The sequence below is a fragment of the Glutamicibacter sp. NPDC087661 genome (assembly GCF_044743275.1).
Classification (GTDB): Bacteria; Actinomycetota; Actinomycetes; order Actinomycetales; family Micrococcaceae; genus Glutamicibacter.
Genome location: NZ_JBIUWE010000004.1, coordinates 319,441 through 346,175 on the forward strand (window position 1 = coordinate 319,441; position 26,735 = coordinate 346,175).

General features: G+C 61.2%; 30 protein-coding genes. 17 read left to right on the plus strand and 13 right to left on the minus strand.

Annotated features, from left to right (window positions below):
• Nucleotides 1-3 precede the first annotated feature (3 nt).
• Both ACIOTN_RS12925 and ACIOTN_RS12930 read right to left on the minus strand, forming a co-directional pair.
• Nucleotides 4-1,608 (minus strand): carboxyl transferase domain-containing protein, encoded by a 1,605-nt coding sequence (locus ACIOTN_RS12925; protein ID WP_402735463.1) that lies wholly within the window; start codon nt 1,606-1,608, stop codon nt 4-6.
• Between the two features lie 4 nt (nt 1,609-1,612).
• The gene (locus tag ACIOTN_RS12930; protein WP_105656422.1) at nt 1,613-2,248 is read right to left on the minus strand and encodes a TetR/AcrR family transcriptional regulator; all 636 of its coding nucleotides are present in this window, start codon (nt 2,246-2,248) and stop codon (nt 1,613-1,615) included.
• 270 nt (nt 2,249-2,518) lie between these two features.
• On the opposite strand from ACIOTN_RS12930, the gene ACIOTN_RS12935 reads away from it, so the two are divergent.
• Both ACIOTN_RS12935 and ACIOTN_RS12940 read left to right on the plus strand, forming a co-directional pair.
• Nucleotides 2,519-3,301: a carbonic anhydrase gene (locus tag ACIOTN_RS12935; protein ID WP_105662309.1), complete on the plus strand. Its 783-nt coding sequence runs from the start codon at nt 2,519-2,521 to the stop codon at nt 3,299-3,301.
• 364 nt (nt 3,302-3,665) lie between these two features.
• Complete coding sequence (locus ACIOTN_RS12940; RefSeq protein WP_133833918.1) at nt 3,666-4,937, plus strand: MFS transporter; 1,272 nt, start codon at nt 3,666-3,668, stop codon at nt 4,935-4,937.
• On the opposite strand, the gene ACIOTN_RS12945 is transcribed toward ACIOTN_RS12940, so the two are convergent.
• Both ACIOTN_RS12945 and ACIOTN_RS12950 read right to left on the minus strand, forming a co-directional pair.
• The gene (locus ACIOTN_RS12945; RefSeq protein WP_133833919.1) at nt 4,934-5,509 is read right to left on the minus strand and encodes a hypothetical protein; all 576 of its coding nucleotides are present in this window, start codon (nt 5,507-5,509) and stop codon (nt 4,934-4,936) included. The genes ACIOTN_RS12940 and ACIOTN_RS12945 overlap by 4 nt on opposite strands.
• Complete coding sequence (locus ACIOTN_RS12950; RefSeq protein ID WP_133833920.1) at nt 5,506-6,048, minus strand: RNA polymerase sigma factor; 543 nt, start codon at nt 6,046-6,048, stop codon at nt 5,506-5,508. Before ACIOTN_RS12950 ends, ACIOTN_RS12945 begins: the two co-directional genes overlap by 4 nt.
• A gap of 116 nt (nt 6,049-6,164) precedes the next feature.
• Here ACIOTN_RS12950 and ACIOTN_RS12955 point away from each other — a divergent pair, with 116 nt between their 5' ends.
• The 8 genes from ACIOTN_RS12955 to ACIOTN_RS12990 all read left to right on the plus strand — a co-directional run bounded on the left by ACIOTN_RS12955 (nt 6,165) and on the right by ACIOTN_RS12990 (nt 9,955).
• Complete coding sequence (locus ACIOTN_RS12955; protein ID WP_105656619.1) at nt 6,165-6,677, plus strand: Asp23/Gls24 family envelope stress response protein; 513 nt, start codon at nt 6,165-6,167, stop codon at nt 6,675-6,677.
• A gap of 24 nt (nt 6,678-6,701) precedes the next feature.
• Nucleotides 6,702-6,878 carry a hypothetical protein gene (locus ACIOTN_RS12960; protein ID WP_166650766.1) on the plus strand — a complete coding sequence of 59 codons (177 nt, stop codon included), beginning with the start codon at nt 6,702-6,704 and terminating at the stop codon, nt 6,876-6,878.
• Nucleotides 6,879-6,883: 5 nt separating this feature from the next.
• Nucleotides 6,884-7,255: an Asp23/Gls24 family envelope stress response protein gene (locus tag ACIOTN_RS12965; protein WP_146112224.1), complete on the plus strand. Its 372-nt coding sequence runs from the start codon at nt 6,884-6,886 to the stop codon at nt 7,253-7,255.
• On the plus strand, nt 7,252-7,803 hold the full coding sequence (locus tag ACIOTN_RS12970) for a DUF6286 domain-containing protein (protein WP_133833921.1): 552 nt from the start codon (nt 7,252-7,254) through the stop codon (nt 7,801-7,803). The genes ACIOTN_RS12965 and ACIOTN_RS12970 overlap by 4 nt, the downstream gene beginning before the upstream one ends.
• Nucleotides 7,804-7,805: 2 nt before the next feature.
• A complete protein-coding gene (locus ACIOTN_RS12975; RefSeq protein WP_105656415.1) occupies nt 7,806-8,390 on the plus strand; it encodes a hypothetical protein in 585 nt (194 codons plus the stop codon).
• A gap of 75 nt (nt 8,391-8,465) precedes the next feature.
• A complete protein-coding gene (locus ACIOTN_RS12980; protein ID WP_105656414.1) occupies nt 8,466-8,726 on the plus strand; it encodes a GlsB/YeaQ/YmgE family stress response membrane protein in 261 nt (86 codons plus the stop codon).
• Between the two features lie 282 nt (nt 8,727-9,008).
• Nucleotides 9,009-9,602 carry a GNAT family N-acetyltransferase gene (locus ACIOTN_RS12985; RefSeq protein WP_402735464.1) on the plus strand — a complete coding sequence of 198 codons (594 nt, stop codon included), beginning with the start codon at nt 9,009-9,011 and terminating at the stop codon, nt 9,600-9,602.
• A gap of 86 nt (nt 9,603-9,688) precedes the next feature.
• Nucleotides 9,689-9,955, plus strand: a complete 267-nt coding sequence (locus tag ACIOTN_RS12990; RefSeq protein WP_105656412.1) for a hypothetical protein — start codon at nt 9,689-9,691, stop codon at nt 9,953-9,955.
• 538 nt (nt 9,956-10,493) lie between these two features.
• On the opposite strand, the gene ACIOTN_RS12995 is transcribed toward ACIOTN_RS12990, so the two are convergent.
• Nucleotides 10,494-12,164, minus strand: a complete 1,671-nt coding sequence (locus tag ACIOTN_RS12995; protein ID WP_402735465.1) for an IclR family transcriptional regulator — start codon at nt 12,162-12,164, stop codon at nt 10,494-10,496.
• Between the two features lie 198 nt (nt 12,165-12,362).
• On the opposite strand from ACIOTN_RS12995, the gene ACIOTN_RS13000 reads away from it, so the two are divergent.
• From ACIOTN_RS13000 to ACIOTN_RS13010, 3 genes are read left to right on the plus strand one after another with little or no spacing between them, the layout of a single operon-like run.
• Nucleotides 12,363-13,670, plus strand: coding sequence for an MFS transporter (locus ACIOTN_RS13000; RefSeq protein ID WP_400341692.1), 1,308 nt, complete (start codon nt 12,363-12,365; stop codon nt 13,668-13,670).
• Between the two features lie 9 nt (nt 13,671-13,679).
• A complete protein-coding gene (locus ACIOTN_RS13005; RefSeq protein WP_400341691.1) occupies nt 13,680-14,657 on the plus strand; it encodes a hydroxyacid dehydrogenase in 978 nt (325 codons plus the stop codon).
• A gap of 23 nt (nt 14,658-14,680) precedes the next feature.
• A complete protein-coding gene (locus tag ACIOTN_RS13010) occupies nt 14,681-15,331 on the plus strand; it encodes an RraA family protein (RefSeq protein WP_402735466.1) in 651 nt (216 codons plus the stop codon).
• Nucleotides 15,332-15,512: 181 nt separating this feature from the next.
• Here ACIOTN_RS13010 and ACIOTN_RS13015 read toward each other — a convergent pair whose 3' ends face one another.
• From ACIOTN_RS13015 to ACIOTN_RS13040, 6 genes are all read right to left on the minus strand, one after another.
• Nucleotides 15,513-16,268, minus strand: a complete 756-nt coding sequence (locus ACIOTN_RS13015; protein WP_402735467.1) for an ABC transporter ATP-binding protein — start codon at nt 16,266-16,268, stop codon at nt 15,513-15,515.
• The gene (locus ACIOTN_RS13020; RefSeq protein WP_332488727.1) at nt 16,265-17,299 is read right to left on the minus strand and encodes an iron chelate uptake ABC transporter family permease subunit; all 1,035 of its coding nucleotides are present in this window, start codon (nt 17,297-17,299) and stop codon (nt 16,265-16,267) included. The genes ACIOTN_RS13015 and ACIOTN_RS13020 overlap by 4 nt, the downstream gene beginning before the upstream one ends.
• A gap of 4 nt (nt 17,300-17,303) precedes the next feature.
• Nucleotides 17,304-18,284: an ABC transporter permease gene (locus ACIOTN_RS13025; protein WP_181148775.1), complete on the minus strand. Its 981-nt coding sequence runs from the start codon at nt 18,282-18,284 to the stop codon at nt 17,304-17,306.
• A 92-nt stretch (nt 18,285-18,376) separates the two neighbouring features.
• Nucleotides 18,377-19,363 carry an ABC transporter substrate-binding protein gene (locus ACIOTN_RS13030; RefSeq protein WP_332488731.1) on the minus strand — a complete coding sequence of 329 codons (987 nt, stop codon included), beginning with the start codon at nt 19,361-19,363 and terminating at the stop codon, nt 18,377-18,379.
• A 348-nt stretch (nt 19,364-19,711) separates the two neighbouring features.
• Nucleotides 19,712-20,245 carry a DUF488 domain-containing protein gene (locus ACIOTN_RS13035; RefSeq protein ID WP_332488733.1) on the minus strand — a complete coding sequence of 178 codons (534 nt, stop codon included), beginning with the start codon at nt 20,243-20,245 and terminating at the stop codon, nt 19,712-19,714.
• A gap of 33 nt (nt 20,246-20,278) precedes the next feature.
• Nucleotides 20,279-20,491, minus strand: a complete 213-nt coding sequence (locus ACIOTN_RS13040) for a hypothetical protein (protein ID WP_105656406.1) — start codon at nt 20,489-20,491, stop codon at nt 20,279-20,281.
• Nucleotides 20,492-20,665: 174 nt separating this feature from the next.
• Here ACIOTN_RS13040 and ACIOTN_RS13045 point away from each other — a divergent pair, with 174 nt between their 5' ends.
• Both ACIOTN_RS13045 and ACIOTN_RS13050 read left to right on the plus strand, forming a co-directional pair.
• Nucleotides 20,666-21,352: an SDR family oxidoreductase gene (locus ACIOTN_RS13045; RefSeq protein ID WP_105656618.1), complete on the plus strand. Its 687-nt coding sequence runs from the start codon at nt 20,666-20,668 to the stop codon at nt 21,350-21,352.
• A gap of 319 nt (nt 21,353-21,671) precedes the next feature.
• Nucleotides 21,672-21,896 carry a hypothetical protein gene (locus ACIOTN_RS13050; protein ID WP_208294249.1) on the plus strand — a complete coding sequence of 75 codons (225 nt, stop codon included), beginning with the start codon at nt 21,672-21,674 and terminating at the stop codon, nt 21,894-21,896.
• Nucleotides 21,897-22,056: 160 nt separating this feature from the next.
• On the opposite strand, the gene ACIOTN_RS13055 is transcribed toward ACIOTN_RS13050, so the two are convergent.
• Both ACIOTN_RS13055 and ACIOTN_RS13060 read right to left on the minus strand, forming a co-directional pair.
• Nucleotides 22,057-22,803: an aspartate/glutamate racemase family protein gene (locus ACIOTN_RS13055; RefSeq protein WP_133833927.1), complete on the minus strand. Its 747-nt coding sequence runs from the start codon at nt 22,801-22,803 to the stop codon at nt 22,057-22,059.
• Nucleotides 22,804-22,811: 8 nt separating this feature from the next.
• Nucleotides 22,812-24,335, minus strand: coding sequence for an NCS1 family nucleobase:cation symporter-1 (locus tag ACIOTN_RS13060; RefSeq protein WP_286172183.1), 1,524 nt, complete (start codon nt 24,333-24,335; stop codon nt 22,812-22,814).
• 641 nt (nt 24,336-24,976) lie between these two features.
• On the opposite strand from ACIOTN_RS13060, the gene ACIOTN_RS13065 reads away from it, so the two are divergent.
• Together ACIOTN_RS13065 and ACIOTN_RS13070 are read left to right on the plus strand one after the other, a co-directional pair.
• The gene (locus ACIOTN_RS13065) at nt 24,977-25,780 is read left to right on the plus strand and encodes a hydroxypyruvate isomerase family protein (RefSeq protein ID WP_133833928.1); all 804 of its coding nucleotides are present in this window, start codon (nt 24,977-24,979) and stop codon (nt 25,778-25,780) included.
• Between the two features lie 25 nt (nt 25,781-25,805).
• Complete coding sequence (locus ACIOTN_RS13070) at nt 25,806-26,717, plus strand: 2-hydroxy-3-oxopropionate reductase (protein WP_332731243.1); 912 nt, start codon at nt 25,806-25,808, stop codon at nt 26,715-26,717.
• Nucleotides 26,718-26,735 lie beyond the last annotated feature (18 nt).

Here is a 26,735-nt window from a genome sequence, read left to right on the forward strand (position 1 = left end):
GTACTACATCCGGAAGAGGCCGAAGCTGGTCTCCGGCAGCGGCTGGCGGGCGCAGACATCCAGGGCCATGCCGAGCACCCGGCGGGTATCTGCCGGGTCGATGACCCCGTCGTCCCATAATCTGGCCGTGGAATAGTAGGGGTTTCCCTGGGTTTCGTACTGCTCGCGGATCGGGGCCCTGAACGATTCCTCCTCCTCGGCGCTCCAGCTGCCGCCGCCCGACTCGATTCCGTCGCGCTTGACCGTGGAGAGCACCGAGGCGGCCTGGGCCCCGCCCATCACCGAGATGCGCGCGGCCGGCCACATCCACAAGAAGCGCGGGGAGTAGGCCCGGCCGCACATCGAGTAGTTGCCGGCGCCGAAGGAGCCGCCGATGACCACCGTCAGCTTGGGCACCCGGGCGGTGGCCACGGCGGTGACCATCTTGGCCCCGTGCTTGGCGATGCCGTCCGCCTCGTAGTCGCGGCCCACCATGAATCCGGCGAGGTTCTGCAAGAAGAGCAGCGGGATGCCGCGCTGGTCGCACAGCTCGATGAAGTGCGCGCCCTTCATCGCGGACTCGGAGAACAGCACGCCGTTGTTGGCGATGATGCCTACCCGGTGCCCGTGGATCTGCGCGAAGCCGGTGACCAGGGTGGTGCCGTAGTCGGCCTTGAATTCGTGGAACTCGCTGGCATCGATGATGCGGGCGATGATCTCGTGCACGTCGTAGGGCGCGTTGACATCCACCGGCACCACCCCGGCCAGTTCACTGCCCGGGTAGAGCGGCTCGACCACTTGGTTTTCGATACTCCAGGCGGGGGCCGGGTTGGCCGGCAGGGTGGAGACGATATCGCGGATGATCATCAGCGCGTGCTCGTCGTTCTCGGCCAGGTGGTCCACCACGCCCGAGGTCTTGGCGTGCAGGTCGCCGCCGCCCAGCTCCTCGGCGGTGACGATCTCCCCGATGGCGGCCTTCACCAGCGGCGGGCCGCCCAGGAAGATGGTGCCCTGGTTGCGCACGATGACCGTCTCGTCGCTCATTGCCGGAACGTAGGCGCCGCCGGCGGTGCAGGAACCGAGCACCGCAGCCAGCTGCGGGATCTTCTTCGCGGAGAGCTGCGCCTGGTTGTAGAAGATGCGCCCGAAGTGCTCGCGGTCCGGGAAGACCTCGTCCTGCATGGGCAGGAACGCCCCGCCCGAATCCACCAGGTAGATGCAGGGCAGGCTGTTCTCCAGCGCGATTTCCTGGGCGCGCAGGTGCTTCTTGACCGTCATCGGGAAGTAGGTGCCGCCCTTGACGGTGGCGTCGTTGGCGATGACCAGCACGTGGCGGCCGTGCACCAGGCCGATGCCGGCGATCATTCCGGCGCCGGGGCTGGCGCCGTCATACATGTCCTCGGCGGCCAGCGGTGCGATTTCCAGGAAGGGCGAGCCGTCGTCCAGCAGCGCGTCTACGCGTTCGCGGGGCAGCAGCTTGCCGCGATCCACATGGCGCTGCCGGGACTTCTCGGAGCCGCCGCGCGCAGCGCGTTCGAGCCGTTCGTGCAGTTCGGCCAGCAGTGGTGCCTGGTCGGCGGCGTTGCGCTCGAACTGCTCGGGGTTCAAGTGGGAGGAGAGGGTCTTCACGAAGTCAGTCCTTGCTGGTCGGTTCGCTGGCGATCACCCGGGGTACGGGCAGCTGCTGCGCAGGCAACGGGAATTCGTCGGGCACGGCCAGGATGCGCATGGCCAGGGAAATGAAGTTCAACTGCACTTGGGCCAGTGTGAGCCGGCCGTCCTTGCGGTACCAGTGCGAGACACCGGTCCCCATTTCCATCAGTGCCAAGCGGGCGATGCCCAGGTCCACGGTGCTGAAACTGCCTTGGCGCTCGCCGGCCTGAAGCGCGTCGGCGAAGAGCTGCTCGTAGGCGTCGCGCAGTTCCTGCATCTGCTCGCGGGCCTTGGCCGATAGCGCGCGCATCTCGTATTCGGTGACACGTGCGGTGCTGGGATTGGTGGCGGTGAACCCCACGTGGAAGGCCACGAGCAACGCGAGCTGGCGTACCGGGTCCTTGCTGCCGGCCAGCGCCTGCTCGGCACCGGAGATCATGGCGGCCAGGCAGTCGTTCATGATGCCCACTAGCAGGTCTTCCTTGCCGCCGACGTAATGGTAGAGGGTCGCCGAGTTCAGTCCTACGGCACTGCCTAGTTCGCGGATGCCGGTGGCGGCGAAACCTCGCTGGGCAAAGCAGGCTACGGCTGCTTGCTGGACCTTTCCCAGTTCCATGGACACCACCCTGTGACTCAAGAGCCAATCAATCGATTGACTGCTTCCATCCAACCGAAGAAAAAGTGTGGTGTCAATCACCATCTTCCGCGGACGGGGACACCGAGTGGCGCTGCCATCCGCACCTCATGCAACGCTCATGCTAAAAGGGGCCGAAATATGACGTTTGCTATTTATGAATCAAATGCAAAACACTAGACTGCTTGATGTTATTTACTGTCAAGCTCTAGTTAATTCTGCTGGGCAGCTGATCAGACGCCACTGGAAGGCATGATGCCGCAACCTGAACCACGTTTCCTCAACCGCCAAAACCCAACCCCAGCCGGACCGTCGCGCCGCGGCCTGCTCGCCGGTGCCTCCGGGCTCATTGCCCTGGCCGGACTGGCAGCCTGCGCATCACCGCAGGCCACGGACGCGGACAGGGCAAACCTCGCCGGACCCCCGCAGACCCCCGATGAAGTGCTGCAGGTACTGCGCGCCGGGAACCAGCGCTACGCCGACGGCATGCCAGAACGCCCCAACCAAGCAACTGAACGGCGCAGCGAGCAGGCCGAGCACCAGAACCCCTTCGCCCTGATCCACGGCTGCGTGGATTCCCGCGTGACCCCCGAGCTCCTGTTCGACCAGGGGATCGGAGACCTGTTCGTCACCCGGACCGCCGGCGGAGTGCTCGATGACACCTTGGTTGGCAGCATGGAATTCGCTGTTTCCAGTCCCTATTCGGTCCCGTTGCTGGTGATCCTCGGCCATACGGCCTGTGGTGCGGTGGCGGGCACCTTGAAGGCAATGGAAGAAGATGCCAAGAATCCGCAATTGCCCGGCGAGATGGTCGACTTCGCTGAACAGATTGCTCCTGTAGCACGCAAGGCAAAAGTTGAAGGTTCGGGTAGCGAAGAGGTGGACCAAGTGGTGCAGGCCAATGCCCGTGCCGTCACCGAGCAGCTACTGGAGCGATCTGCCATCATTCGCGAGGCAGTGCAAGAAAAGCGGACCCGGGTGGTGGCAGCTGTCTACGACCTGGACAGCGGAGAAGTGCGCTGGCTCGATGGCTAGCTCCGATTTTCCGGTTGCGAATTAACCAGAAGTTCCCGCCGGTGGAACCGGCGGGAACTTCTGCGATCATCACTCGCACCCTCGCTGAGGTTGTTTCTACGATATTGACAATGCCTATGGCCACGCTGAGCGCAGGCTCCACGGCGGCAGGGCATCTGGCGAACGGGGCGATCCAGCTGCTGGACCAGCTGGGCTTCCAAGGTTGCAGCCGAAACGCGAATACCGGCGGATGGCCAGCTCGCCGCTATCCTGATGCAGCTGGTCAGACGCAAAACACCCATTCCCGGGCCTTTCGGCACGGTTTCGGGATTTGCCAGCAGGTGCACTGGTACTCTCGACGCTGGATGCTAGTGAAGCATTCCCCGTGAAGAATCCGCATGCACGTGCAGTGAAAGGCCCCATGGCAGCCAGCGAATCCAGCGTCAACTCCCGCGCCCGCGCTGCAGTCGCGGCCCTGTTCCTCACAAACGGAGCACTCTTTGCCAATATGGCGCCGCGCCTTCCCGAGCTGAAGCGGGAACTGGAATTGGACACCGCCGGCTACGGCTTGCTGGTCACCGCATGGCCTGTTGGGGCAATCCTTGCAGGGTTGGCTGCAGGTGCGCTGGTGCGCCGTTTTGGTTCCGCACAGGTTGCCGTCGTGGGCACGATAGTTACCGGTGCTGCCTTGCTGGCCGCCGGCAGCGCGCCGGGCGTGGTCTTGGTCGTGCTGGCTTTTGCCCTGGGCGGCGCCATGGATTCGATTACGGATGTCGGGCAGAACGCGCACGGGCTGGTGGTGCAACGGCGCTATGGGCGTTCGATACTGAATTCCTTCCACGCATTGTGGTCTGTCGGAGCGGTGATCGGCGGTTTGATGGCCGCCGGAGCGATCCAGATGAACTTGGCATTGCCAGTGCATTTGGGCATATCGATGGTGCTCTTCGCCGCGGTGGCACTGACTGCCCTGAAATTCTGCCTGCCTCGATCCGCCGAACTGGCGGTCATAGAACCTGTTGCACCACCTGCACCCGGAACTGCCCGGGCCGCGGCCCCCGCAGGATCCCGCGGACGGCTGCTGCTGATGATGAGCGCCCTGGTCTTGATCTCCGTAGCCGGAGTAATGGTTGAAGACGCCGGGAATTCATGGTCCACGCTGTATCTTGGCCAGCTGGGGGCGCCAGCGGCGCTGGCGGCCAGCGGGTTCATCGCTCTGGTCGGGGCCCAGTTCATTGGCCGAATTCTCGGCGATGGCATGGTCAACCGCTTTGGCCAGCGCGGCATGGCCCAGTTCGGGGGAGCGCTAATAGCAATCGGTATGGGTCTGGCGTTGTTCTTCCCCACGGTTCCGGGCACGCTGCTGGGATTTGCCGCGGCTGGATTCGGCTCGGCAACCCTGGTCCCGGCGGTGATGGACCAGGCCGACAAGCTGCCCGGCCTGCCTCCGGGAACTGGGCTGAGCATCGTCTCCTGGCTCATGCGATTGGGCTTCTTGTTCTCGCCACCGCTAGTTGGTTTCCTTGCCGAGAACTTCGGGTTGAGCATGGCCCTGATGGTGTTCCCCATTGCGGGACTTGTGGTGCTTGCTTGCTCGCCAGTGCTGCGTGGAAAAAGCCCGCGGAGCGATGGAACAGGGGAGCAAGGAAGCCGTAGCTAGTTTTCGCCCCGAAGCGTGATGGACTCGATGGCTTCTCCGTGCAGGTCTTCAATGACCAGATTAACTACCAGTTCCCTCCAGCTGATCAACGGGCTGATGGCACAGCGAACATAGTCAAGGACTTGCTGCTCGATAACCTGGACCGAACTATCCCCAGCCATGCTGACATGGCATTGCACCCTCCAGTTAAGGTGGGGAATCTGCGTGTCAGTCGCCTTGATCTCCGTGTAGTTCAATTGCGCTGTCGGCGACTCGGAAAATGCCGCTCGAATCGCCTTGATTAATTCCAGGGACGATACGCGTTTGGCCAGTCCCGTGCCCGCATCTTGCACATCCCACATCCGCTGGAACGGCGAGTGCTCGGCTATTTTGCCCAATATTCGCTGCGAGAATGCTTCAGGCTGGTGCTCCGGGGTCGAGCTGTGCAGCAGTTGGGTGATGAATCCGTTCTGGTCCTTGAGCCGCTGCCGTTCGGCGTGGCACCACCGGCACTGCAATTCGTGCAGATCTGCAGGTTCATCCAGGTTCAGCAAAACGTCTTCGGTAGTACGTCCGCAGGGAAGGGTTTTCATGACACCGCCTCGCTGATTGCATTGCGTGCCCGTGCGAGTCGCCCTCGCACAGTTGATTCTGAAACGTTGGTCACCAGGGCCGCTTCCTTATAGCTCATGCCTTGGAGCGCGACCAGTACGAACGCCTGGCGAAGCGCCGAAGGCAATCCGTTGATGATCTGCCAGGCATCGGCAATCTCGCCGCGTTGCACGGCGACGTTTTCTGGCAATTCACGGTCAGGGACTGGGGTTTGCTCTAGCACTTCATCATCCACGGTTTGCTGGTCATTGGCACGCTGGCGGATGCGATCAAGACAAATATTTCGTGCCATGCGGTAGAGCCAAGTCTTGAACGCGGCACGTTCGCGCAGCGAGCCCAATGACTGCCACGCGCGGATCCAGGCATCCTGGGTGGCATCCTCCGCATCGTGCCAGCTGCTGAAAAAAGTCTTGCAGTATTGGCGCAGGCCGGGTGTCAGCGCGGTGACGAGTTCGCCGAAGGCCTCGGGGTCCCCCTCCATTGAACGACCAACAAGCACGGTCAACCGGGTCGGTTCCAAACACCCCTCCTTAAGTGATATATATCACACTCATAATGTGTGAGGATTAATCTGTAGCTCTCGTCTGTATGAGTGTAAGGCACAAAAATATCCGTTCAATGAATGAGGAGACCATCATGGTGCAACGCGATTCACAAGGGCCAATCATCAAGCCAACCGGCGAAGAGCTGGAACGCCAGGCCAAGGCAAAGGCCGCAAATGACACGCCGGTCCACGAAGAGCTGCGCGGTCCGCTGCACACCGAACTGGGCAAGACGACCATCGAAGACCGTGTTGTCCAGAAGATCGCCAGCATCGCCACCCGCGAAGTTTCCGGCGTCTACGCCATGGGCAACGCCGCCCGCCGGACCTTCAACTCGCTGGCCGAACGCATCCCCGGTGCCCAAGCCAACGCGGCTGGAGGCGTGAGCGTCGAAAAGGGCGAGCAGCAGACCGCCATCGACGTGTCGATCGTAGTTTCCTACGGGTTCTCGATCGTTGAGGTCTCCAACGAGATCCGTTCGAACATCATCGCCCAGGTTGAACGCGCCACCGGCTTGGAAGTTATCGAGGTAAACATCGAAGTCACCGACGTGCACCTGCCAGAAGACGATGACGATGACGCCGAGCCCCGCGATGGCCTGAAATAACTGTCCTCATCTAAGGAGCAGAACATGTTACACGTCAAGTGGGGTTTGGCCATCGGCTGCCTAGCCGGATTGCTGATTGCCTTCGGATCATTCACCCAGTTCGTGGTGGTGGCATTCTTCGCCATCATCGGCGCTGGAGTCGGATGGCTTTTGCAGGACAGGGTTGACCTCAGTCAAGTGTTCAGCAAACGTCGGCGGTGAAGCAGATGGCAGAGCTGTCCTCTAGCCGTGGAAGCACCACGGTGAACACGGCCGTCTATTCAAAAATCGCTGCCCAAGCAGCCTATAAGGTGCCAGTTGTCGGCTCTGCCGCGGGTGGGATCCTGGGGCTGGGCAAGTACAAGGATTTTGACAGCCGGCCCAAGGCCAAGGCCGAGGTGCTTGGAAGTGCAGTGGTGGTCGATTTGGACCTTGGATTGAGCTATCCGAGCAATGTCCAGCAAGCCTGCGAAGACGTGCGGAACATGGTTGCGGCTGATCTGCGCAAGTATCTGGGCGTTGAGCAGGTGCAAACCGATATACGGGTGAGCTGGATGTCAACGCCGGATGAAGGAACTAGCAACAGGAGGCTGCGATGAGCAGGTTCTGGCACGTTCGCAGTGCCCGCACCATGGCCTTGATGATCAGCTTCATCGTCGTGTTGGCCACGAGCATTCTCCTGGCGCTATCCTGCCTGCTGCGTTTGACCAGCGGACAATGGCCCGGTTTTGCCCAGCAGGGCATTAACGCGGTCAGCAACTTGCGCTTCAATGACAACCTGGCAGTGATCGCCATGGTGGTTCTTGCGGTGCTCGGTCTGCTGCTGTTGCTCAGCGCGCTCATTCCAGGGCCCCGGCAGAGCATCCTGCTGACTACCGATGATCCTTCAGCGGGGTCGGAACAGGCAATCTCATGCCGTGGAATATCAACCTTGGTGGGGCATGAGGTCGAGCGAACCGATTCGGTGACCCGCGCGAGCGTGAAAACCAGCCCGGCCCTGGTCCAGGTTACCGTGCAGACTCCAGCGCACTCGGTTCAGCGCGTGCGGGAAAACGCGCAGGCGCGGGCGCAGCGCGTGATCGACGGGTTGCCATTGCAACGCGCTCCCAAGGTCAAGGTCTCAGTGCAACGCCGAGGGGGAAACTAGAAATGTTCAGAACGCATGTGGTGCGCCAACGACTTATTCTGGCGATCTTCGGTTTGGTCCTGCTGGCGGCCGGTGCCTCGGGCCTCGCAGCAGTCTGGTGGGGGCTTGGCCAAGGCGCTGGCCTCGGCCAAGCCCGGATTGCCAGCAGCCTGCCGATCGATCAGCAGTACCTGCTGCCACTGGGACTCGCGCTCGGAATTGCCGGCATCGTGCTCTCGCTGGCGGTGCTGATCACTGCCATTCCGCGCCGCCCATCGGCGCATGAATTCAGATACGAATCGAGCAGCGAAGGAGTCAGCGAGATCGAGACTTCGGTAATAGCCAAAGCCGCGGAAACGGCCGCTCGAACGCAACCGGAAATCGTGGATGCGAACGTTCGAATTGGCGGCAATGCAGCTGAACCCGTGCTTTATGCGCGATTCACCCTGCGCGCCGACGCTCCGGCGAATCGAGGGATCGAGCTGGTCAATGGCCGCGTGGTACCTGACCTTGAAATGGTGCTGGGGGTGCCTTTCTCCCGCAAGCACATCTCGTTCAGCTTCCAGAAGCCGGAAAAGCAGGATTCGAATAAGGCCGTGCTCATCTGAGCCGGCCCAGGAAAACAAAAAATAGCCATTAACGGCACGGGCATCGTGCCGCATCTCTTGGGGAAGTAGGAATGCATGGGAATAATCGGTTGGATCATCCTTGGCCTCGTTGCCGGTGCGATCGCGAAGGCAATCAAGCCCGGAAAGCAGGGAGGCGGCTGGCTTGCCACGCTGCTGCTCGGCGTGGTCGGGGCGGTGCTGGGAGGCTGGATTGGCTCGGCAGTTTTCGGTGTCGGAGTGAGCGAGTTCTGGTCATTGTCCACCTGGCTGCTGGCCATCGGCGGCTCGCTGCTGGTCCTGGTCATTTGGGGTTTTGTCAGCAGCAAACGCGACTAGGGGCATGCGCTGAACTGCCTGCAGCCTGATGGCGCTGGCTAATGGGAACGGGCGGGATCCTTATGGATCCCGCCCGTTTCCTTCTGCCGCAACGCCTGCATGATGCCGGTGAGAACCTGCAGTGCCCAGGACAGCGCGGGGCCAGGTGCAGCGCGAATCATCCAGCTTGGCATGCAAGGCGCCCTCCGCTACGAAGGCCATCATCGACAAGACCAGGCAGATCCCAGTCGAGCGAACGTGGCGGCCAGGACCGCCTGGAAACCGTAGGGCTAGGCTTGGGGAATGGAAGATGCGCTGAAAAAGATCAGCTGGCCGGTACGCACTGAACGCCTGTCCCTGCGTCGCGTGAATTCGGCTGATGTGGAAGACCTCTGGTGCTACCGGCAGCTTGCCGATGTCACCCAGTGGATTACCGCTGGCCCAGCAACCGTGGAAGAATTCCGTTCGCTGTTCTTCGCGAAGGACTATCCGCTGAGGAACCTGGCTGTGGAACTGGACACCGGGCAGGGGACCCAGCTGATTGGCACGGTCATGCTGGATATCGTGGATGGCTGGGGGCAAAGCGAAATTGAGCAGCGCGCCAAGGGCGTTGAGGGCAACCTCGGCTGGAGCTTCGATCCCTCCTTCGGTGGCAAGGGCTACGCCACTGAAGCCGTTGCCGCTGCCATGGGCCTGTGCTTCGGCCCTCTTGGCCTGCGCAGGGTTACTGCCGAATGCTTTGCCGCCAATGAGCCATCATGGAGACTGATGGAGCGTTTGGGGATGCGCAAGGAATTCCATGGCCGCAAGGACAGCCTGCATCGCAGCGGTGAATGGATGGATTCCGTGGGCTACGCGCTGTTGGCTGAGGAATGGACGGCCCAGGCCTCCTGCTAAAGGATGAGGGATGGATCCTTGATCACCGGTGTGTTCTTTGAAAGGCTGGAAGGGAACAGCACCACCCCAGCGAGCTAGGCGGTCCCATGGGCAAATCAACGCGCACCAGTGTTCTTTTGGCGCTGGCAACCGCCGCTATTCTGCTCATGGCGCTGTCGGAGGAACCTACCTGGGGGTTGCTCGTAGGCAGCTGGACCTTGATGCTTTGGGGTTGGACTGGCAGTCCGAAGCCCCAGGAAATCACCGTCGATGCACAGGGGCTCTCACCCCGGGATGTGAAGGAATACCGCCGTCAGCATCCGGGCGTGACGATGGTTGACGCGATCAATGCGCTGGGGAAGTCCAAGCAATAGCCAAAACTGTCCGTGCAAGGTAGGCATGCACGAAGGTGCGTGCTCGCGAAGCGAGCTGGATCGCCTTGCCGAACAGAAACAAAACACCCCAAACTGAGCCACCGCCCACAGATCGGCGATCGTGAACTGTCCTGCACTTGAGGTGCGAGCCGGAGTGCATTGATGCTCGGGGATGGTCTTTCGTGTCGACAGTTCATTTTCGGCGATAGCTAGTCCGGGACGGCTTCATTGGCGTAGAGAATACTTGAGGGAGCCGGAAAATTCTGTTGGGCGAGCACGGTATGAACGACGCTGCTGGCTGGAGCCAAAAGCCATGAAAATGCGTGTTGCGGGGTCTTTCGCGTCATTGTTTCATGGATCGGGCGCATCGTTGCCTCCCTACCGGGTTGGGGGAGCTGGGTCTATGGCTTCGGCAATCGACCCCAATATCGGTTGGCCTGCCGCTGGCCTTGCCTGGTTGGTTCCGTTGCCGTGCAGGATTAGTTTTCGCGTCGGGTCCTTGCCGGCCTAGTGCGGGCCAGCAGCCGGAGCTTCGCGGCTATTCGACCGAGAGCAATCGCGTAATTTGGGCTGCGGCGCCTTGGACACTTTCAATGAGCAGATCCAGGTCGGTTTCCGGCAGACGCACCTGAGCGATGGTTGCTGTAACAGACCCCGCAATGACGCGATCTTGGAAGATCGGGGCGCTGATTCCAAACGCATCTGGCAAGCGTTCTCCATGGCCGATTGCCCAGCCGCGTTCGCGAATCTCCGCAAGATCCTTGGCTAGGTCCTTGCGGTTAACCGGTGTCTTCTCGGTCAGTGGATCTAGCGGAACGGAAGCCAGGACGCGCTCGTCGCAGAATGCCAGAATCGATTTTCCAGCGGAGCCCGCATGGAGCGGGATGGGAACGTTGGAGGCGAGACGGTAATGAAGCGGCTTGACGCCATTGATGACCAGCGTCATTTCGGCGTTCGCCGATTCACGACTGTATTCTGACAAGCCAATGGTTTCACCAGTTTCCCGGGAAAGATTCTCCAGAATTGGCCGCGCCATGGAAGAGAAGTCCAACTGCGGACCAAGCAATGCGGCCCAGTGCAGCAAGCGAGGTCCGGCTTGCAGCACCCCTGCGTCTTCGGTGGCGAGGCCTACAGCGACGAGGCTGGACACCAGACGGTTGGTCGTTGCGGGATTTCCATTGATTCTGCTCGCCAGGGACTTCCCGCTCGAAACGCTGAGGGGTGAGGTGCACAATGCTGTCAAAAGACGAACGACGCGTTCGAGTGCCGTTGCCCCTGCAGGATTGGTGATTCTGTCCGTGCTCTGCAGGGATACATCCGTGGCGTGGGAACTGGAGATCTGATCTGAGGCTTGGCGGACCATATGGCCGAATACGGTTAGGTCTTCGTCACTAGTCGAGTAGGTTGGGCGGGTTATCGAAACGGAACCGATGAGATTGCCAAAGGCAAAGGGCGCAGCTGCACCGGCAGCCAAGGGGAATTGGTGCCCGACGCTGATGGTATAGCCGACTTTTCGATCATGTCGCAGGAGCTTGCCCAGTTCCTCGTAGTCGGTCACTGTCTCCGCAGTTCTCGGCTCAAGGGGCAGCTGGCCGAGCGCTTCAATTCCGGTACGCGTGAGAATGGCTCTGCCAGTAGCGCCGGCATGGAGTGGAAGTTCGGTGCCTGGATCGAGGGAGTAGGCCACGGGACCAGGCTGGGAGTGCGATGTGAGCACGACGGCCTGCCGGTGCATCGCATCGTGGACAGCCATTAAAGCAGTGGCTCCGGTTTTGACCGAGAGGTCCTCGGTCAGCGTTCTTCCCAACGCAAAAAGCGGGTGGCGGTCCTGGAGAGCGCATGCTAGGACACTGATCCTTGGACCGCAGGTATAGGTTCCTTGTGGCGAAGCGACAGCCAGCCCATGCTCGGTAAGCCCGAGGAGGATGCGGTTGATGGTGCTTCGGCTCGATTCGAGGGCTGAAGCGAGTTCGCGCACGCCGATGGCTTCGGTCCTCGTGATGAGAGCATGGAGAACCGCAAGAATACGCTCGTTATTGGCCACAATTTCAGTCATGACATTCCCGCCGAGACAATCGTGATAACACGTTCCCGGGCGATCCGTAATTCCTTTCCACCTAAGCACTATTTCCCAGAAAGCAACTCTGCCGTACCGGGAAACCTGAAGATGAGACTTCTCAATTCTCGCACGTCGTAGCTGTTCCACCATTGCCAGCATCGTTTATTGGCTCGCGGGTTTACCCGAGAATTCGATCGGCTTGGCTATCTGCTGCTGGGCTCTACCCCGGGGCAAGCGATCGGTAAATCGAGTTCATGCACTTGACACGACCATGTGCGTGCCCTCACACTCTAATTACATAATAGGACACTGTCCCAGTTTTTAAACTCATTCTGATTGGAGGCGACCATGACTTCGGTATCGGTCAAAGATGACTTGTACAAAAAGAAGGCAAAGAAAGCCACAGGAGTAGCCGTTCTCGGTACGTTTATCGAGTACTACGATTTCAGTGTTTTCGGCTACGTCGCGGCAACGATCGCAGTCGTATTCTTCCCGAGCGGCGACTCGATGGCAGGCATCATGAACACCTTCCTGGTGTTCGGGTCGGCATTTGTCGTCCGCCCGGCCGGTGCGCTCGTTTTCGGGCACATTGGCGATAAGTACGGTCGCAAGGCAAGCCTCATTGGCTCCGTGATCCTTATGAGCGTGGCAGCTGCCTTGATTGCGGTGCTTCCGACGTATGCGCAAATCGGACTATGGGCGCCACTGCTTCTGTGCATTTGCCGCATGCTGCAAGGATTCTCAGCAGGCGGGGAAATCGGTGGTGCTGCCAGCTACATCCGGGAGTGGGCCCCGGCGCAACGGCGCAACTTCTACATTTCGCTGATTCCCAGCGTTGCCGTGATGGGCAAAGCCCTTGCGGCTGGACTGGCCGCGCTGGCTGCCACACTCGTGCCGGCGGCCGCAATGCTGGAATGGGGCTGGCGACTGCCTTTCCTGCTAGCTATCCCGTTGGGTATTGCCTGCCTGATCATGCGGCTCAAGATCGAAGACAGCCCCGAGTTCAGCCAGAAAGCCGCTTCGGAAACCCGCGAGCATACTCCACTTAAGGAGATGTTCCGGGACCATCGTCCGGCACTTGCCAAAGTGTTCTCCATTGCGCTGGTCCAGAATGTCGGCACGTACATTGGCACTGTCTTCGTTGCTACCTATTTCAGTTCGATTCTTGGATTCAGCAAGGCGCAATCATCAACAATCGTACTCATTGCGGTAATTGCAGCTGCCTTCTTCATTCCGGTCGCCGGACAGTGGGGCACCAAGATCGGGAGTAAGAAAATCCTTGTTATCTCCTACCTTGCATACATTGTCATCACCATTCCTTCCTTCTCGATGATGAACGCGGGAAGCATGAAATTGGCGATCCTGGGATTGCTGCTCGGGATGATCCCTTATGCGCTATGCCAAGCCGGCACCTATGCCTCGATGCCGGAATTCTTCCCTGTTGAGGTTCGCCAGACGGGAGTTTCCTTTGGCCACTCGGTTGGAGCGGTGCTTGGAGGCGCCGGCGCACCGTACGTTGCAACCTGGCTCATCGGGAACACAGGAGACACTTTGGTCCCCGCCTACATGCTTGTGCTTTTCGGGCTCATCGGGCTTGCAGTAGTCCTGGGCACTGTCCGCACCAACGGCAAATCACTCTCCCATATTTACCGATAGGAAAACCCAATGCCAGCAATTTATGTTTCGGATGCCATCCATGCCGAAGCTTTGAAGAAACTCAGCGCTTTGGGAACTGTGTACCAGGGGTACGGAGAGCATGCAGTTGCATATGAATCCGTCAGCGAGCAGATCGATGCAGTCATGCTTCGTGCTGAAATCTTCGATGCAGAAAAAATCGAAGCGTCTCCGAAACTCAAGGTCATCGCTCGTCATGGCGTTGGCACGGACAACGTCGACATCGAGGCGGCGACGCGTGCCGGTATCTGGGTCACCAGTACACCGGGAAGCAATAGCCGCGCAGTGGCCGAGCATGTTTTTGCGCTGCTGCTGTCGCTAGCGCGCAGAACGCCTTACGGCGTGCAAGCAGTCAGCCAAGGGAGCTGGTCTGAAGCCAAACCCCACATGCTCGGATTCGAATTGCATGGAAAGTCCTTGGGATTGCTGGGCTACGGGAGCATATCCAGGATGGTTCACGCGATTGCAACAGGTTTCGGCATGAAAGTTCTAGTGCACGATCCGTTTGTCTCTGATAGCGACATACGTGCCGCCGGTGCCGGCCCCGCGGATTTCGACACGCTCATCGCGCAGTCAGATGTGCTGAGCCTGCATCTGCCGCTGACCGATTCGACAGCAGAAATTATTAGTACCCAGGCGCTGGCGCATATGAAGCAGGGCGCCATTCTGGTCAATACTTCCCGCGGCGGGCTGGTGAACGAGCAGGCTTTGCTTGAGGCCCTGGAAAACGGCCACCTGCATGGAGCAGCTTTAGACGTCTTGCAGAGCGAAAGCGTTGATATGAAGAACCCGCTGCCACATTCTGTCCTAGCGGCCGCCGGGCTGCCCAACCTCATCCTGACTCCGCACGTTGCTGGTCAAAGCGCCGAAGCATTCCTGGCTGCCGGCATCCAGGCATTCGAATCCATCGACAGCGCGTTGCGGGGCAAGGCGCCCTCAGCAGCACTCAACCTCGTGTCTTTGGTCTGAAAAGCAAGAAAAAAGGAAGAATAATGATCATCTCAGCCCCAACAGATGCCCTGCAGATAAACGCTGCGTGGGAGCGTCCAAACCCGGAAACCATCGCCAAGCTGTCACATTTTCCCGTGGCGCTCATAGCGGACGCGCAAGGGCGCATGGGAGTCATGAATTCAGCATTGAGCTCAATCACCACGGGCTTGGCGCTTTCTGGTTCCGTGCTTCCGATCCTGACGAGGGAAGGCGACAATCTGGCGATCCACCGTGCTTTGGATGATGCTCGTGAGGGTGACGTTCTAGTCATCAATGCAAATAGCGAAACCAACAGGGCTTGCTTCGGAGATATCTTGGGCGAACTGTGCGTGAGCAAGGGCATCGCTGGTGTCGTCATCGATGGCGCGACTAGAGACGTTGCCGACCTATCAGAACTTGGTCTGCCAGTTTTCGCCAGGGGTGTTAACCCTGCGGGACCGTTTAAATACGGGCCAGGAACCATCGGGCGTGCGGTGGCCTGCGGCAATGTCGTATGCAACCCCGGTGACGGCATCTTCGGTGATCAGGATGGGCTCGTCGTTGTCCCGTCGGCCAACCTTGAAATGGTGCTCGAGCTGACTATGGCGCAGGACGCCGCAGAAAATAACCTGCGCGCGCTGATTCCGTCGGAGGACTCCAGAATCAAGGCGTGATCGCGACTCGGCAAGTTCGCTAGGAATCTTGGCAGTATAAGAGAAGCCGCCGTCATCACCTGACGGCGGCTTCTGCGCTGATCGCTGACGGGAATGATTCCGGTCAACTGCCAGCGCATGCCGGCTGCGCATTGGACCAAGACGCCCGGAAACAAGCGGACTGCTGCAGCGGGGAATGAGCCTAGTAGTAAACCGCCAGCGGGCCATTGGGGCCCGGGATGACCTTTACCGGGGTTTCGAAGACCTTGGTCAACACCTCATCGCACATGATTTCATTAGGGGTGCCGAACTCGACGACCTTGCCCTGCTTCATTGCGCAGATGTAGTCGGCGTAGTGGCCGGCGAAGTTGATGTCGTGCAGCACGATCACGATGGTGCGGTTCAGCTCGCGGGCAGCGCGCTGCAGGTGCTGCATCATCACTACCGAGTGCTTCATGTCCAGGTTGTTCAGCGGCTCATCGAGCAGCACCGTGTCGGTGTCCTGGGCCAGGACCATGGCCACGTAGGCGCGCTGGCGCTGGCCTCCGGAGAGCTCATCGAGGTAGCGGCTTTCCAATTCGCCCAGGTCCAGGAAGTCGATGGAGCGCGAGATGATCTCTTCATCGGCCTGGGTCAACCGGCCCTTGGAGTGCGGGTAGCGGCCGAAGCCCACCAGCTGGCGCACGGTCAGGCGGGTCACGAAGTGGTTTTCCTGGCGCAGGATCGAGACGATCTTGGCCAGATCCTTCGAGTTGGTCTTGGATACGTCGTAGCCGGAGACCTCGATGGAACCCTGGTCGATGCCCAGCAGGCGCCCGACCATGGTGAGCATGGTGGACTTGCCGGCGCCGTTCGGGCCTACCAGGGCGGTGATGCCGCCGGTGGGGATTTCCAAGCTGACCGGGCCGATGGAGACCGTGGAGCTGTACTTCTTGCTGACGGAATTGAGGGTAATCACAGCCGGCCCTTTCGCAGGATGAAGATCAGGAATGTAATGCCGCCGACGGCTTCGATGATGATGCCGACCACGCCTTCTGCGTAGAAGATGTTCTTCATGACGAAGTAGGCGCCGGCCAGGACCACGAAGCCGATGAGGAAGGACATCGGGTAGATGTAGCGGTGGTCGTAGGTGTCCGCCAGCTGGTAGGCCAAGGTGGCCACCAGGAAGCCGAGGAAGGTCAGCGGGCCCACCAGTGCGGTGGTGACCGCCATGAGAATCGATACGAAGAACAAGGTCTTCATGACCTCGCGGCGGTGGTTGATCCCCAGGTTGATGGTGGTTTCCTTGCCCAGGGCCAGGATGTTCATCTTCTTCGAGGACAGCACCAGGTAGCCGCCGGCAATGGCCACCAGCGGGATGGCCACGGGCATGTAGCTCATGTCGGCGTTGGCCATCGAGCCGAACAGGCGTGCGGTGAGGACATCGAATTCGCTCGGGGTCAGCAGGCGCTGCATGAAGGTCGAGATCGAGCCCAGCCCGGTGCCGATGATGATGCCCACCAGCAGCATGATCTGGATGTTGCCCAGCTTGCCCGAAAGCAGCCAGCCGTACAGCGCCACCGAGAGGCCCACCATGATCGCCACTTGCAGGACGAACTGGCTGACACCGGTGAAGAAGGTCACCCCGGCAACGCCCAGCACGAAGATCGCACCGGTCTGCACCACCCGGTACAAGGCTTCGAAGCCCATGATCGACGGGGTGATGATGCGGTTGTTGGTCACCGTTTGGAAAGCCACCGTGGCGATGGACTGGCAGGCGGCCACGATCACCATGGTCAGGATGTTGCTGGCGCGCAGCTTGGCGATGATCCAGAATCCGTCGGAGCCAAATGGCATGGGGTTATCCCAGGCGAGCAAGCCGATCCCGAAGAACAGGGCCAGCCCGATCATGATGGACAGGGTGATCCAGTAGCGTTTGCGGACCTTCTTGGTGGGCAGCGGCCCGGCAGAACGGCCGGAGTGGTGGATGCCCAAAGCGGGGTGAGTCATGAGATTAGCCAACTTTACGCTGCCTCAGAAGCAGGAAGATGAAGACGGCCGCGCCGAGCACGCCCAGGATCAGGGAGACCGGGACCTCGAACGGCATGATGATGGTGCGGCCGATCAGGTCGCACACCGTGGTGATCGCGATGCCCAGCAGGCAGACCCAGGGCAGGTTGCTGCGCAGGTCGTCACCGCGGACCATCGAGACGATATTCGGCACGATCAGGCCGAGGAATGGCAGGTTGCCGATGACCACGGTGACCACGCCGGTAGCGACCGCGATCAGCGCGGTGCCCAGCAGCATCACCTGGCGGTAATTCAGCCCGACGTTGGTGGCGATTTCCTCGCCGAGCCCTGCTACGGTGAAGCGGTCGGCCACGATGTAGATGGCAATGGCGACGATGGCCACGATCCACAGCACCTCGTACTGCCCGCGGATCACAGAGGTGAAGGAACCCGCCAGCCAGATGCCCATGGACTGCAGCTTGTCGGTGGACAGCGCGAAGAAGGTGGAGAAGGCGCCGACCACGGAACCGAGCATGATGCCCACGATCGGCACGGTCAGCGAGGCCTTGAGCGAAATGCGCTGCAAGAACAGGAAGAAGATCATGGTGCCGATGAAGGCGAAGACAATCGCGACGCTCATCTTGGCCAGCAGCGACGCGCTGGGGAAGAGCACCAGCATGGTCAGTAGGCCCAGGCCCGCCCATTCGGTGGTGCCGGTGGTGGTCGGCTCCACGAAACGGTTCTGGGTCAGCAGCTGCATCACCAATCCGCTCATGGCCATGGCCGCTCCGGCCAGTACCAGCGCAAGGGTGCGCGGAATGCGGGTGACGGCGAACATCATGGCGCCGTCGTCCATGCCGAAGATGTCGTAGACGCCGGTGAACAGGGAGAACGCCAGCAGCACCAGTACTGCGAGGATGCCCAATGCGAGTTTTCCGGAAAGGGCCTTGCTCTTGGTCCGGGCTGGGGAGGTCGTGCTTGTCATTATGCCGCCGTGGAAATAAGTGGTGGGAAAACAGCTCTAGTGGCGAAGCCGGAATTCGGCTTCGCCACTAGCTGGCTGGGGTGTCCGGAATGCTACTTGGCAGCTTCCAGCGCGTCAGCGAAAGTATTCAGGAACTCGGTGTAGGTCTGGATGCTCTCGTTGGTGTAGGTGTCAGCAGGCATGACGACAACCTGGGATTCCTTCGAGGCGGTGACATTCTGCAGCGCCTCGGACTTCTCCAGCAGGTCCTTTGCCGGCTGGTAGTCCGCACCGTCGGCTTCAACCGCTGCGTCGCGGTCCATGACGATGATCCAGTCCGGGTTGGACTTGGCGATGGCTTCGACCGAAACGTCGTCGCCCTCGTGGTCGGTGGAGGATTCGTCGAGCTTCAGCGCCGGGGTCAGGCCCAGGAAGTCGAACATCGGGCCGACGGTGCGGCCGGTGGTAGGAGCCGAGTAGCCAAGCTCGCCGCCCGAGGCGATCAGGCCCATGACGGTCTGGTCCTTGTCGTAGGCATCGGTGACGCGCTTCTCGGCGGCTTCGAAGTCCTCAACGAGCTTTTTGGCCTCGGCCTGCTTGCCGAAGATCTCGCCCAGGGTGGTGACCTGGCGTTCCAGCTCAGCGTCAAATGGCTCGCCTTCGCGTGGGTCCAGCGAAATGATGGCGGCTTCCGGAGCCAGTTCCTTGAACTTCGCGGCGTGCTGGGTGTAGCGCTGGCCGTTGATGATCAGGTCAGGGTCGACGGTGACAACTGATTCCAGGTTCGGTTCCTTGTGGCTGCCCAAGTCCAGGATGTTCTCGTCCTTGGTGTAGGAGATGGTATCCGGCATCAGCGAGACAGCGCCTGCGGTGAGCTTGATGCCCCAGGAATCCAGGGTCTCGAAGGTGCGGTTATCCGTGGCAACGACCGACTGCGCAGGGGACTTGACGGTCTTCTCGCCTTCGTTGTCCGTAACGGTGACAGTCTTGGTGTCGCCGGCCTTGGCCTCAGCAGCCGTATCGGTTGCGGAACCGCAAGCGGTCAGGGACAGTGCGGCGATGCTCAGCAGAGCAGCGGCGCGAAGCTTAATCGAGGCCATGTTTTCCTTCTTCGGACAGCAACCGGCGTTGGTTGCGCTATTGAGTGATCTGATAATTAGCTTAGCCTTATCTGAGCGAATTAAGCCAAACGTCTCTTGTGTTAGCTAAGTCACCCAAATGCGCGAATTTAAGGCCGGAACCGTCCGCAAATGCGGCTCTTGCTGAGGCTTGCCCCAGCTGACTGGGCTATTTCAGGGAGAAATAACGATCATCGGCCTTGTTTAATTAGTGTCCGGAGGCATGGAGGAAGCTGCGTCAGACAGCGTAATGAATTGCACCTCCAGCTCATTGCATGAGCCGAGCCATGGCGCAGATGCTGCCATTGATGCCCGTTTTGCGCGCCGGTATCAGGCTGCCGGGTAGGTGATCCGCGACTGCTGGTCGATCACCGCGCCCGGGCTCAGCTCGGCAGGTTTGGCCGGATGCCCATCGATGATGTGGAATACCTCGGCACCGCGGGCCAGCAGATGATCAGCAATGATCCTGCGATGGCAACGCCACCATACAGCTTCGGCGCACATGATCGCCGTCTTCTGGCCGGCGGCCCGCGCCTGCAACCGCTGGAGCGCCTGCAGGAAATCGTCCCCGAGGGCATGGTCGGCGTAATTATGGAAGCTGCGGTTCGTCCACCATGCGTTGACTGCGAAATCGACGCTTCGGCTCACAGGACGCCTGCCGGTCAGCGCTTCTTCGTGGTGCAGGCTGATTCCTGCTGTGCTCAAGGAGGCTTCCAAGGCATCCGCATTGAACTGCGGGAATTTGCGGGAGCCGGCCAGTTTGCGGACATCCACAACATTCGTGACTCCGTACTGCGTTAGCAGTGCGAGGAAATCCTCGATGGATCGTGCCGAATGTCCAATGGTGAAAATTCCAGCGGGCAAAATGCTGGCTCCTTGGGTGGGGAAGGGGCGGGGCTAATGCTGATCGTGCTTGGCGGAGCTGAGGACTAGTTGGAGCAGCTCTTCGACTTCGGCAGCACGGGACTGCCAGTAGCCGGTGTCGAGCCCGAAGCCGAGTGTTGCTTCATCGGCGCGTTTCTTGAAATAGTCCCGGTGGTCCTCCAGCGCATTGGCCAGGTCCGCGAATTGGTCATTGCTCAGTTCCAAGTTCAAGGTTCTCTGCTTCATGAGCTTCATCCTGGGTCGAGTGCGAATTCTATGAACCCGAGCGTACGCCCATTGCCAGCCGAAATGACCGCTATCAAGCTGGCACTCAGAAAGTCGTCGCCAAAGCTCGCCGGGAATAGGCTCGTGGCAGGCCTTGTTGTGCCGAATACGAGCATCGATCAGAAGGAGCAGTTCATGGCTGAAGAAAATCGAGTAGTTCTCATTGGCGGACATGGGAAGGTTGCCCTGCTGGCAGCGCCCAAGCTGGTTGGGCGCGGCTACGCGGTCAACTCGCTGATCCGCAACCCGGAGCATGCAGCCGACATCAGCGCCACGGGCGCCACCCCAGTAGTCATCGACATCGAAAGCGCTGGCGTGGATCAGTTGGCCCAGGCCTTTTCCGGTGCAAGCGCCATCGTCTTCTCCGCAGGTGCCGGTGGCGGCAACGAGCATCGCACCCGCGCCGTGGACTATGATGCCGCGGTGCGTTCCATGCAGGCCGCCAAGCAGGCCGGCGTGGACCGCTTCGTGATGGTCTCCTACAGCCGCGCCCTGGTGGATGTGGACAGCCTGGATCCGGCCAACTCGTTCTACACCTATGCCAAGGCCAAGCACGACGCCGACGCGTACTTGCGCGGCACGGAGCTGGACTACACGATCCTGGGCCCGGGGGCGCTGACCCTGGAACCGGCCAGCCAGCGCGTGGTGCTGGCTGACAAGGCAGGCAAGGTGAACGGAGCAGACGTTGAAGGCGAGGCATCGCAGACCTCGCGCGAGAACGTCGCCGAAGTGATCACCCATGTGGTGGCCAATAATGCAGCACGCCGCTCCACCGTGAACTTCTACAACGGGAACATGCCGATCGTGGAAGCGATCGTCTAGGAATGCGCAGCCGCAGCCCTGCCTCCGCAACGGGGGCAGGGCTGTTCTGCGTCTGCGGATGAAAGTTCTGCGGCTTCCACTGAGTGGATGCGGAGCCTTCTGCCCGCGGGCAAGCGGTGGGAGGACGCCAAGGAGCTTCTCGCGTTCCGGAGCAATTATGCGCACACCCTGTATTCGGTGTCCATGGCCCATCAGCTGCTGGGCCATCACCCGGAAGCCGGTGCCAATATCGTGCTGCTGGCCATGCTGCTGCACGATATCGGCTGGTCTGCCGTGGATCCGGCCCTCGTGCTGGGCGCTATCGCACCGGGTGCGGGCAATGCCGAAGGTGGGCCAGGTCCAGATCACCGACTGGGAGAAGGTCTATGCCGCGATCCCGCATCAGGATATCTTCACGGAGCGCAAGATCGACCGGCCCGGAGCCCTGGTTGTCGTCCGCCCGGACACGTATGTCGCCCAGGTCTTGCCGTTGACTGCCCGCGCGGAACTGGCCGAGTTCTTCTCGAAGAACATGGCATTGCCGAAGGTGCCTGAATTCTCCTAGGCCAATCCGGTCCTCGATGGAGAGCAGGGCAAGAAGAAAACCCCGGTGCCGAAGCACCGGGGTTTCCTTTTGTCATCACTCGCACCTTCATGAGGTACTTATAACTCTAGGACGGCTGACTGTGAGCGCGCTGGGCTGAGCCTGCCATTTGGCTTGGCATTCAGAGACCCGCCGGAACGACGGCCGCCGGAGTCATGGGAAAGCCGTTCACGGTCTTGGGCCGCGGGGGAGCGTAGGTGCGCACCTTGGAGGTGCTCAGCCCCATGCGGACCAGCGACTCCGCGATGGTCACCGCTGCGCGCACGCCATCAACAATTGGCACGCCGGTGGCCAGCCGCACCTGTTCCTCCAGCTCGGCCATGCCGCCGCAGCCCAGGCAGATCACTTCGGCCTTGTCGTGCTCCACTGCCTGGCGGGATTGCTCGACGATGGCCGCTACCGCGCGCTGCGGATCGGATTCCAGTTCCAGCACGCCCAGCCCGCTGGCGCGCACCGAGGCGAGCCGGTCGGTCAGGCCGGCCAGTTTCAGCCGGTCCTCGATCAGCGGCACCGTGCGGTCCAGCGTGGTGACCACCGAATACTTGTGGCCGAGGAATTGCGCCGTGGAGGCGGCGGCTTCGGTAATGTCCACGACCGGGACATCCAGCAGTTCCTGCAGGCCCTCGCGGCCGTGCTCGCCGTAGCCTGCTTGGATGACCGCGTCGAATGGCTCGGTGTAGCGGACCACCTTGTCCATCACGGCGATGGCCGCCAGGTAGCTCTCGAAATTTCCTTCGCAGGAGTCAGCCCCGAAATCCGGGGTCAGCTCGATGATCTCGGTACCGGGCGAGGCGACCTGCCGGGCGGAATCCCCGATGGCGCGGGTCATGGATTGCGTGGTGTTGACGTTCAGGATCAGAATGCGCATGAGTTTTCCTAGTGGGTTGGTGCCACGGCGATCGGCTCGCCATCGATGTCTGCCAGATCGTGCTGGCGCTTGGCCAAGGCCAGGTAGGCCAGGGCACCGGCGCTCGAACCCAGGAACCAGGCAAACGGACCGACAATGTGCAGGGCAGGGACGAAGGCCAGCACCAGTGCGATCACCGAGCTGATCACCAGTGCGCCGACAGCCCGGTAGTTCACGCCGCGGGTGAAGTAGTAGGTGCCTTCGGCATCCGAGCGGTACAGGTCCATGACGTTGATCCGGGCTTTGCGGATCAGCCAGTAGTCGGCCATGATGATGCCGAACAGCGGGCCAAGCAGCGCGCCCAGGCCGCCCAGGAAGTAGTTGATGATCTCGGGGGAGTTGTACAAGTTCCAGGGCAGGATGACCAGGCCGATGACTCCGGAGATCAGTGCGGCGGTGCGGAAGTTCAGCTTCTTCGGGAGCAGGTTGGTCAATGCGTAGGTCGGTGCCACGAAATTGGCCATCAGGTTCACCGCGATGGTCAGCACCAGCAGGGCGGCGGAGGCCAGCAGCAGCAGCAAGGTGTTCGGGATCGCGCCGACAATATCCGACGGCGAGGTGATGACCTGGCCGTTGATGGAGAACTGCGTACCGGTCAGGACCACCACGATGGCGCCGAAGAACATCATGTTCAGCGGGATGCCGAAGAAGTTGCCCTTGACGATCGCCTTCTTGGAAGATGCGCCACGGGTGAAGTCGCAGAAGTTCAGGACGAAGGTGCCGTAGATCGAGACCCACAGCGCGGCCGCGCCGAACATCGCGGTCCACATCTCGATGCCGGTCTTCGATTCGCCGGTGCTCATCGAGACGTTGAAACCCGATTCGAAGAGCATCCAGATGGCCAGGCCCAGGAAGGTGGCCAGGATGACCGGGCCGGCGAACGCCTCGTACTTGCGGATCATCTCCATGCCGTAGCTGACGATGACCAGCTGCACCGCCCAGAGGGCGACGAAGCAGATCCAGCCCAGGGCGTTCAGTCCCAGGAAGCTGGTCTGCTCCAGGGCTGCGGACCCCGGGGCCACGGCAATCACCATGACGGCGAGGACCTGGGCGGCGAGGTAGGTCTGGATGCCGAACCAGGCAATGGCCACGGCCCCGCGCAGCAGCGCGGGAATCTGGGCGCCGTTGATGCCGAAGGCGATGCGGCTCATCACCGGGAAAGGGACACCGGTTTTCTCGCCCATGAACCCCGAGAAGTTCAGCAGCGCGAAGAGCAGGACCGCTCCGATGCCCAGCGCGCCGAGGATCTGCCAGCCACTCATGCCCAGCGCGAAGAGCCCGATGGCGAAGGTGTAGTTGCCCAGCGAGTGCACGTCGTTGGCCCACAGGGTGAAGATGCTGTAAGAGCTCCAGGTGCGTCCGGAGCGGGTGGTTGGTGCCAGGTCCTGGTTGTAGAGCGACGCGCTCAACTCGAAGGGATTGGCCCGGTCGATAGCGGGCCGGTTTTCCTGCGGTGCGGCCTCGGGCACCATTTCAGGGGTCTTTTGCGACATGATGGACATCCTTGTCAAAGGGTCATGCATCCGGGCAGGCGCATTCGGGCGCACTGCGGCAGGGGAAGATGACAGATCTGGGGAAGCGGAGCGTTCAGGGGAACGGCCCGTGCCTGCCTGCGGGGACGCAGGACAGGTAGGCGGGCCCGCTTACGGGTAGATCGGCTGTCCGAAATTAACGTAGAACTCGGCCGGCGAGCCGAGAAGCGGCATGGCCGGGCGCGGCGCAACGGCAAGCCGCTGTGCGCTGTGCGTGATGCACGGTGGAAAAAGCATGGCTGCTCCTGAGCTAGGAAGTCACTCCGAGATATGTGCCAGGTGAGTAACCACCACTGTATGCACTGGATCACATTCCCGCAATAGAAAATGATAATTTCACCAGATGGTATTTTGTCCGGATTCCGGAGCCTTTTATTCCGTTCCCGGAATCCACTGATGAGCCAGCTTTTATCAGGAGCGCACCGGGCGCCATTCCTGTCCTGATGCCACTGCAGCGCTCTTCTGCGCGGCTCTGCACGCATCGGCACTTCGTCCCAAAACCTTCTTGACAGTGATTGGCGTCTCGTCCTAGAGTTTTCATAAAGCAAAAGCTAACTTCCATAAAGCGGAATCTTTGGAAGGTGTTCTTGAAGGGAAATCCAGTGTCCTACACTCTGAACTGCTCGATCCTCCTCACCGAGTTGCCGCTGCTGCAGCGCGCGGATGCCGCCAAGCAGGCGGGTTTCGACAGCGTCGAATTCTGGTGGCCATTTGGCGAAGCCGCCCCCTCCGGCAAGCAGGTCGACGAATTTCTCGCCTCGCTGGCCAACGCCGGCGTCCAGCTGGACGGGCTGAACTTCTTCGCCGGAGATATGCCGGCAGGCGACCGCGGACTGGTTTCATGGCTGGGGCGCGAGTCCGAATTCAAGGACAACATCGACGCGGTAGTAGCGATCGCCGAAGCTACCAGCTGCAAGGCCTTCAACGCCCTGTATGGCAACCGCATCGAGGGCGCCGACCCGGCGGCCCAGGATGCGCTGGCCTTGGAGAACCTGGTGGCCGCGGCCCAGGGCGTGGCCAAGGTCGGCGGCACTGTGCTGATCGAGCCGGTCTCCGGCACGGAAGCCTACCCGCTGAAAACTGCGGCCCAGGCGCTTGCGGTCGTCGAGGCTGTCAAGGCCCAGGGCGAAGGGAACATCGCGCTGCTGGCCGACTTCTACCACCTGTCAGTCAACGGCGATGACGTCGCCGCCGTCATTGAAGCGCATGCCAAGGACTTCGGCCATATCCAGATCGCCGATGCGCCGGGCCGCGGAGCTCCGGGCACCGGGGACCTGCCGCTGCAGGACTGGATCAAGCGCTCGCGCGAGTTGGGCTACACCGGCAACGTCGCCCTGGAGTACAAGCAGGAAGCGGCCACCGCCTTCGACTGGCTCCAGAGCGCCAGCAGCAGCGCCGCAGTCTAGAGAACACCTTTTCGCACAAGAATTTTTGGAGAATCACATGTCGCAGAACATCGCCTTCATCGGACTGGGCATCATGGGCCTGCCGATGGCCAAGAACCTGGTCAACGCCGGCTATCACGTCACCGGCTACAACCGCAGCGACAAGGCCGGCAATGAGCTGGCCGCCGCTGGCGGAACCAAGGCCGCTTCCATCGCGCAAGCCGTGGCCAATGCGGACGTGGTCATCACCATGGTCCCGGATTCCCCGGATGTCCAGGCCGTCACCCTCGGCGCAGAGGGCGTCCTCGCCAACGCGAAGGCCGGAGCGCTGTGGATCGACAACTCCTCGATCCGTCCCGACGTGGCCGTCGAGCTTGCGGCCGCGGCCCGCGACGCCGGACTGCGCCCGCTCGATGCCCCGGTCTCCGGCGGCGAGGCCGGCGCCATCGAGGGCGTGCTGTCCATTATGGCCGGCGGCGAGCCAGCTGACTTCGAGGCGGCCAAGCCGGTGCTCGAAGCCGTGGGCAAGACCATCGTGCTGGTGGGTCCTTCGGGCTCCGGGCAGACCGTCAAGGCGGCCAACCAGCTGATCGTCGCGGCCAATATCCAGGCCCTGTCCGAAGCGGTACTCTTCCTCGAAGCCTATGGCGTGGACACCGACGCGGCCATCAAGGTCCTCGGCGGCGGCCTGGCCGGCTCCAAGGTGCTTGACCAGAAGGCCCAGAAGATCCTGGACCGCGAATTCGCCCCGGGCTTCCGCTTGGCCCTGCACAACAAGGACATGGGCATCGTGACCTCCGCAGCCCGCGAAGCCGGTGTCGTGCTGCCACTGGGCGCACTGGTCGCCCAGCTGGTCACCTCCACCGTGGCTTCCGGCGACGGGGCGCTGGATCATTCGGGCCTCTTCCGCGGGGTGCAGCGCCTGGCCGGCAAAATCGAGGCCCCGGTCCCGGCCTAGCGCCGCTAAATCTTCCTA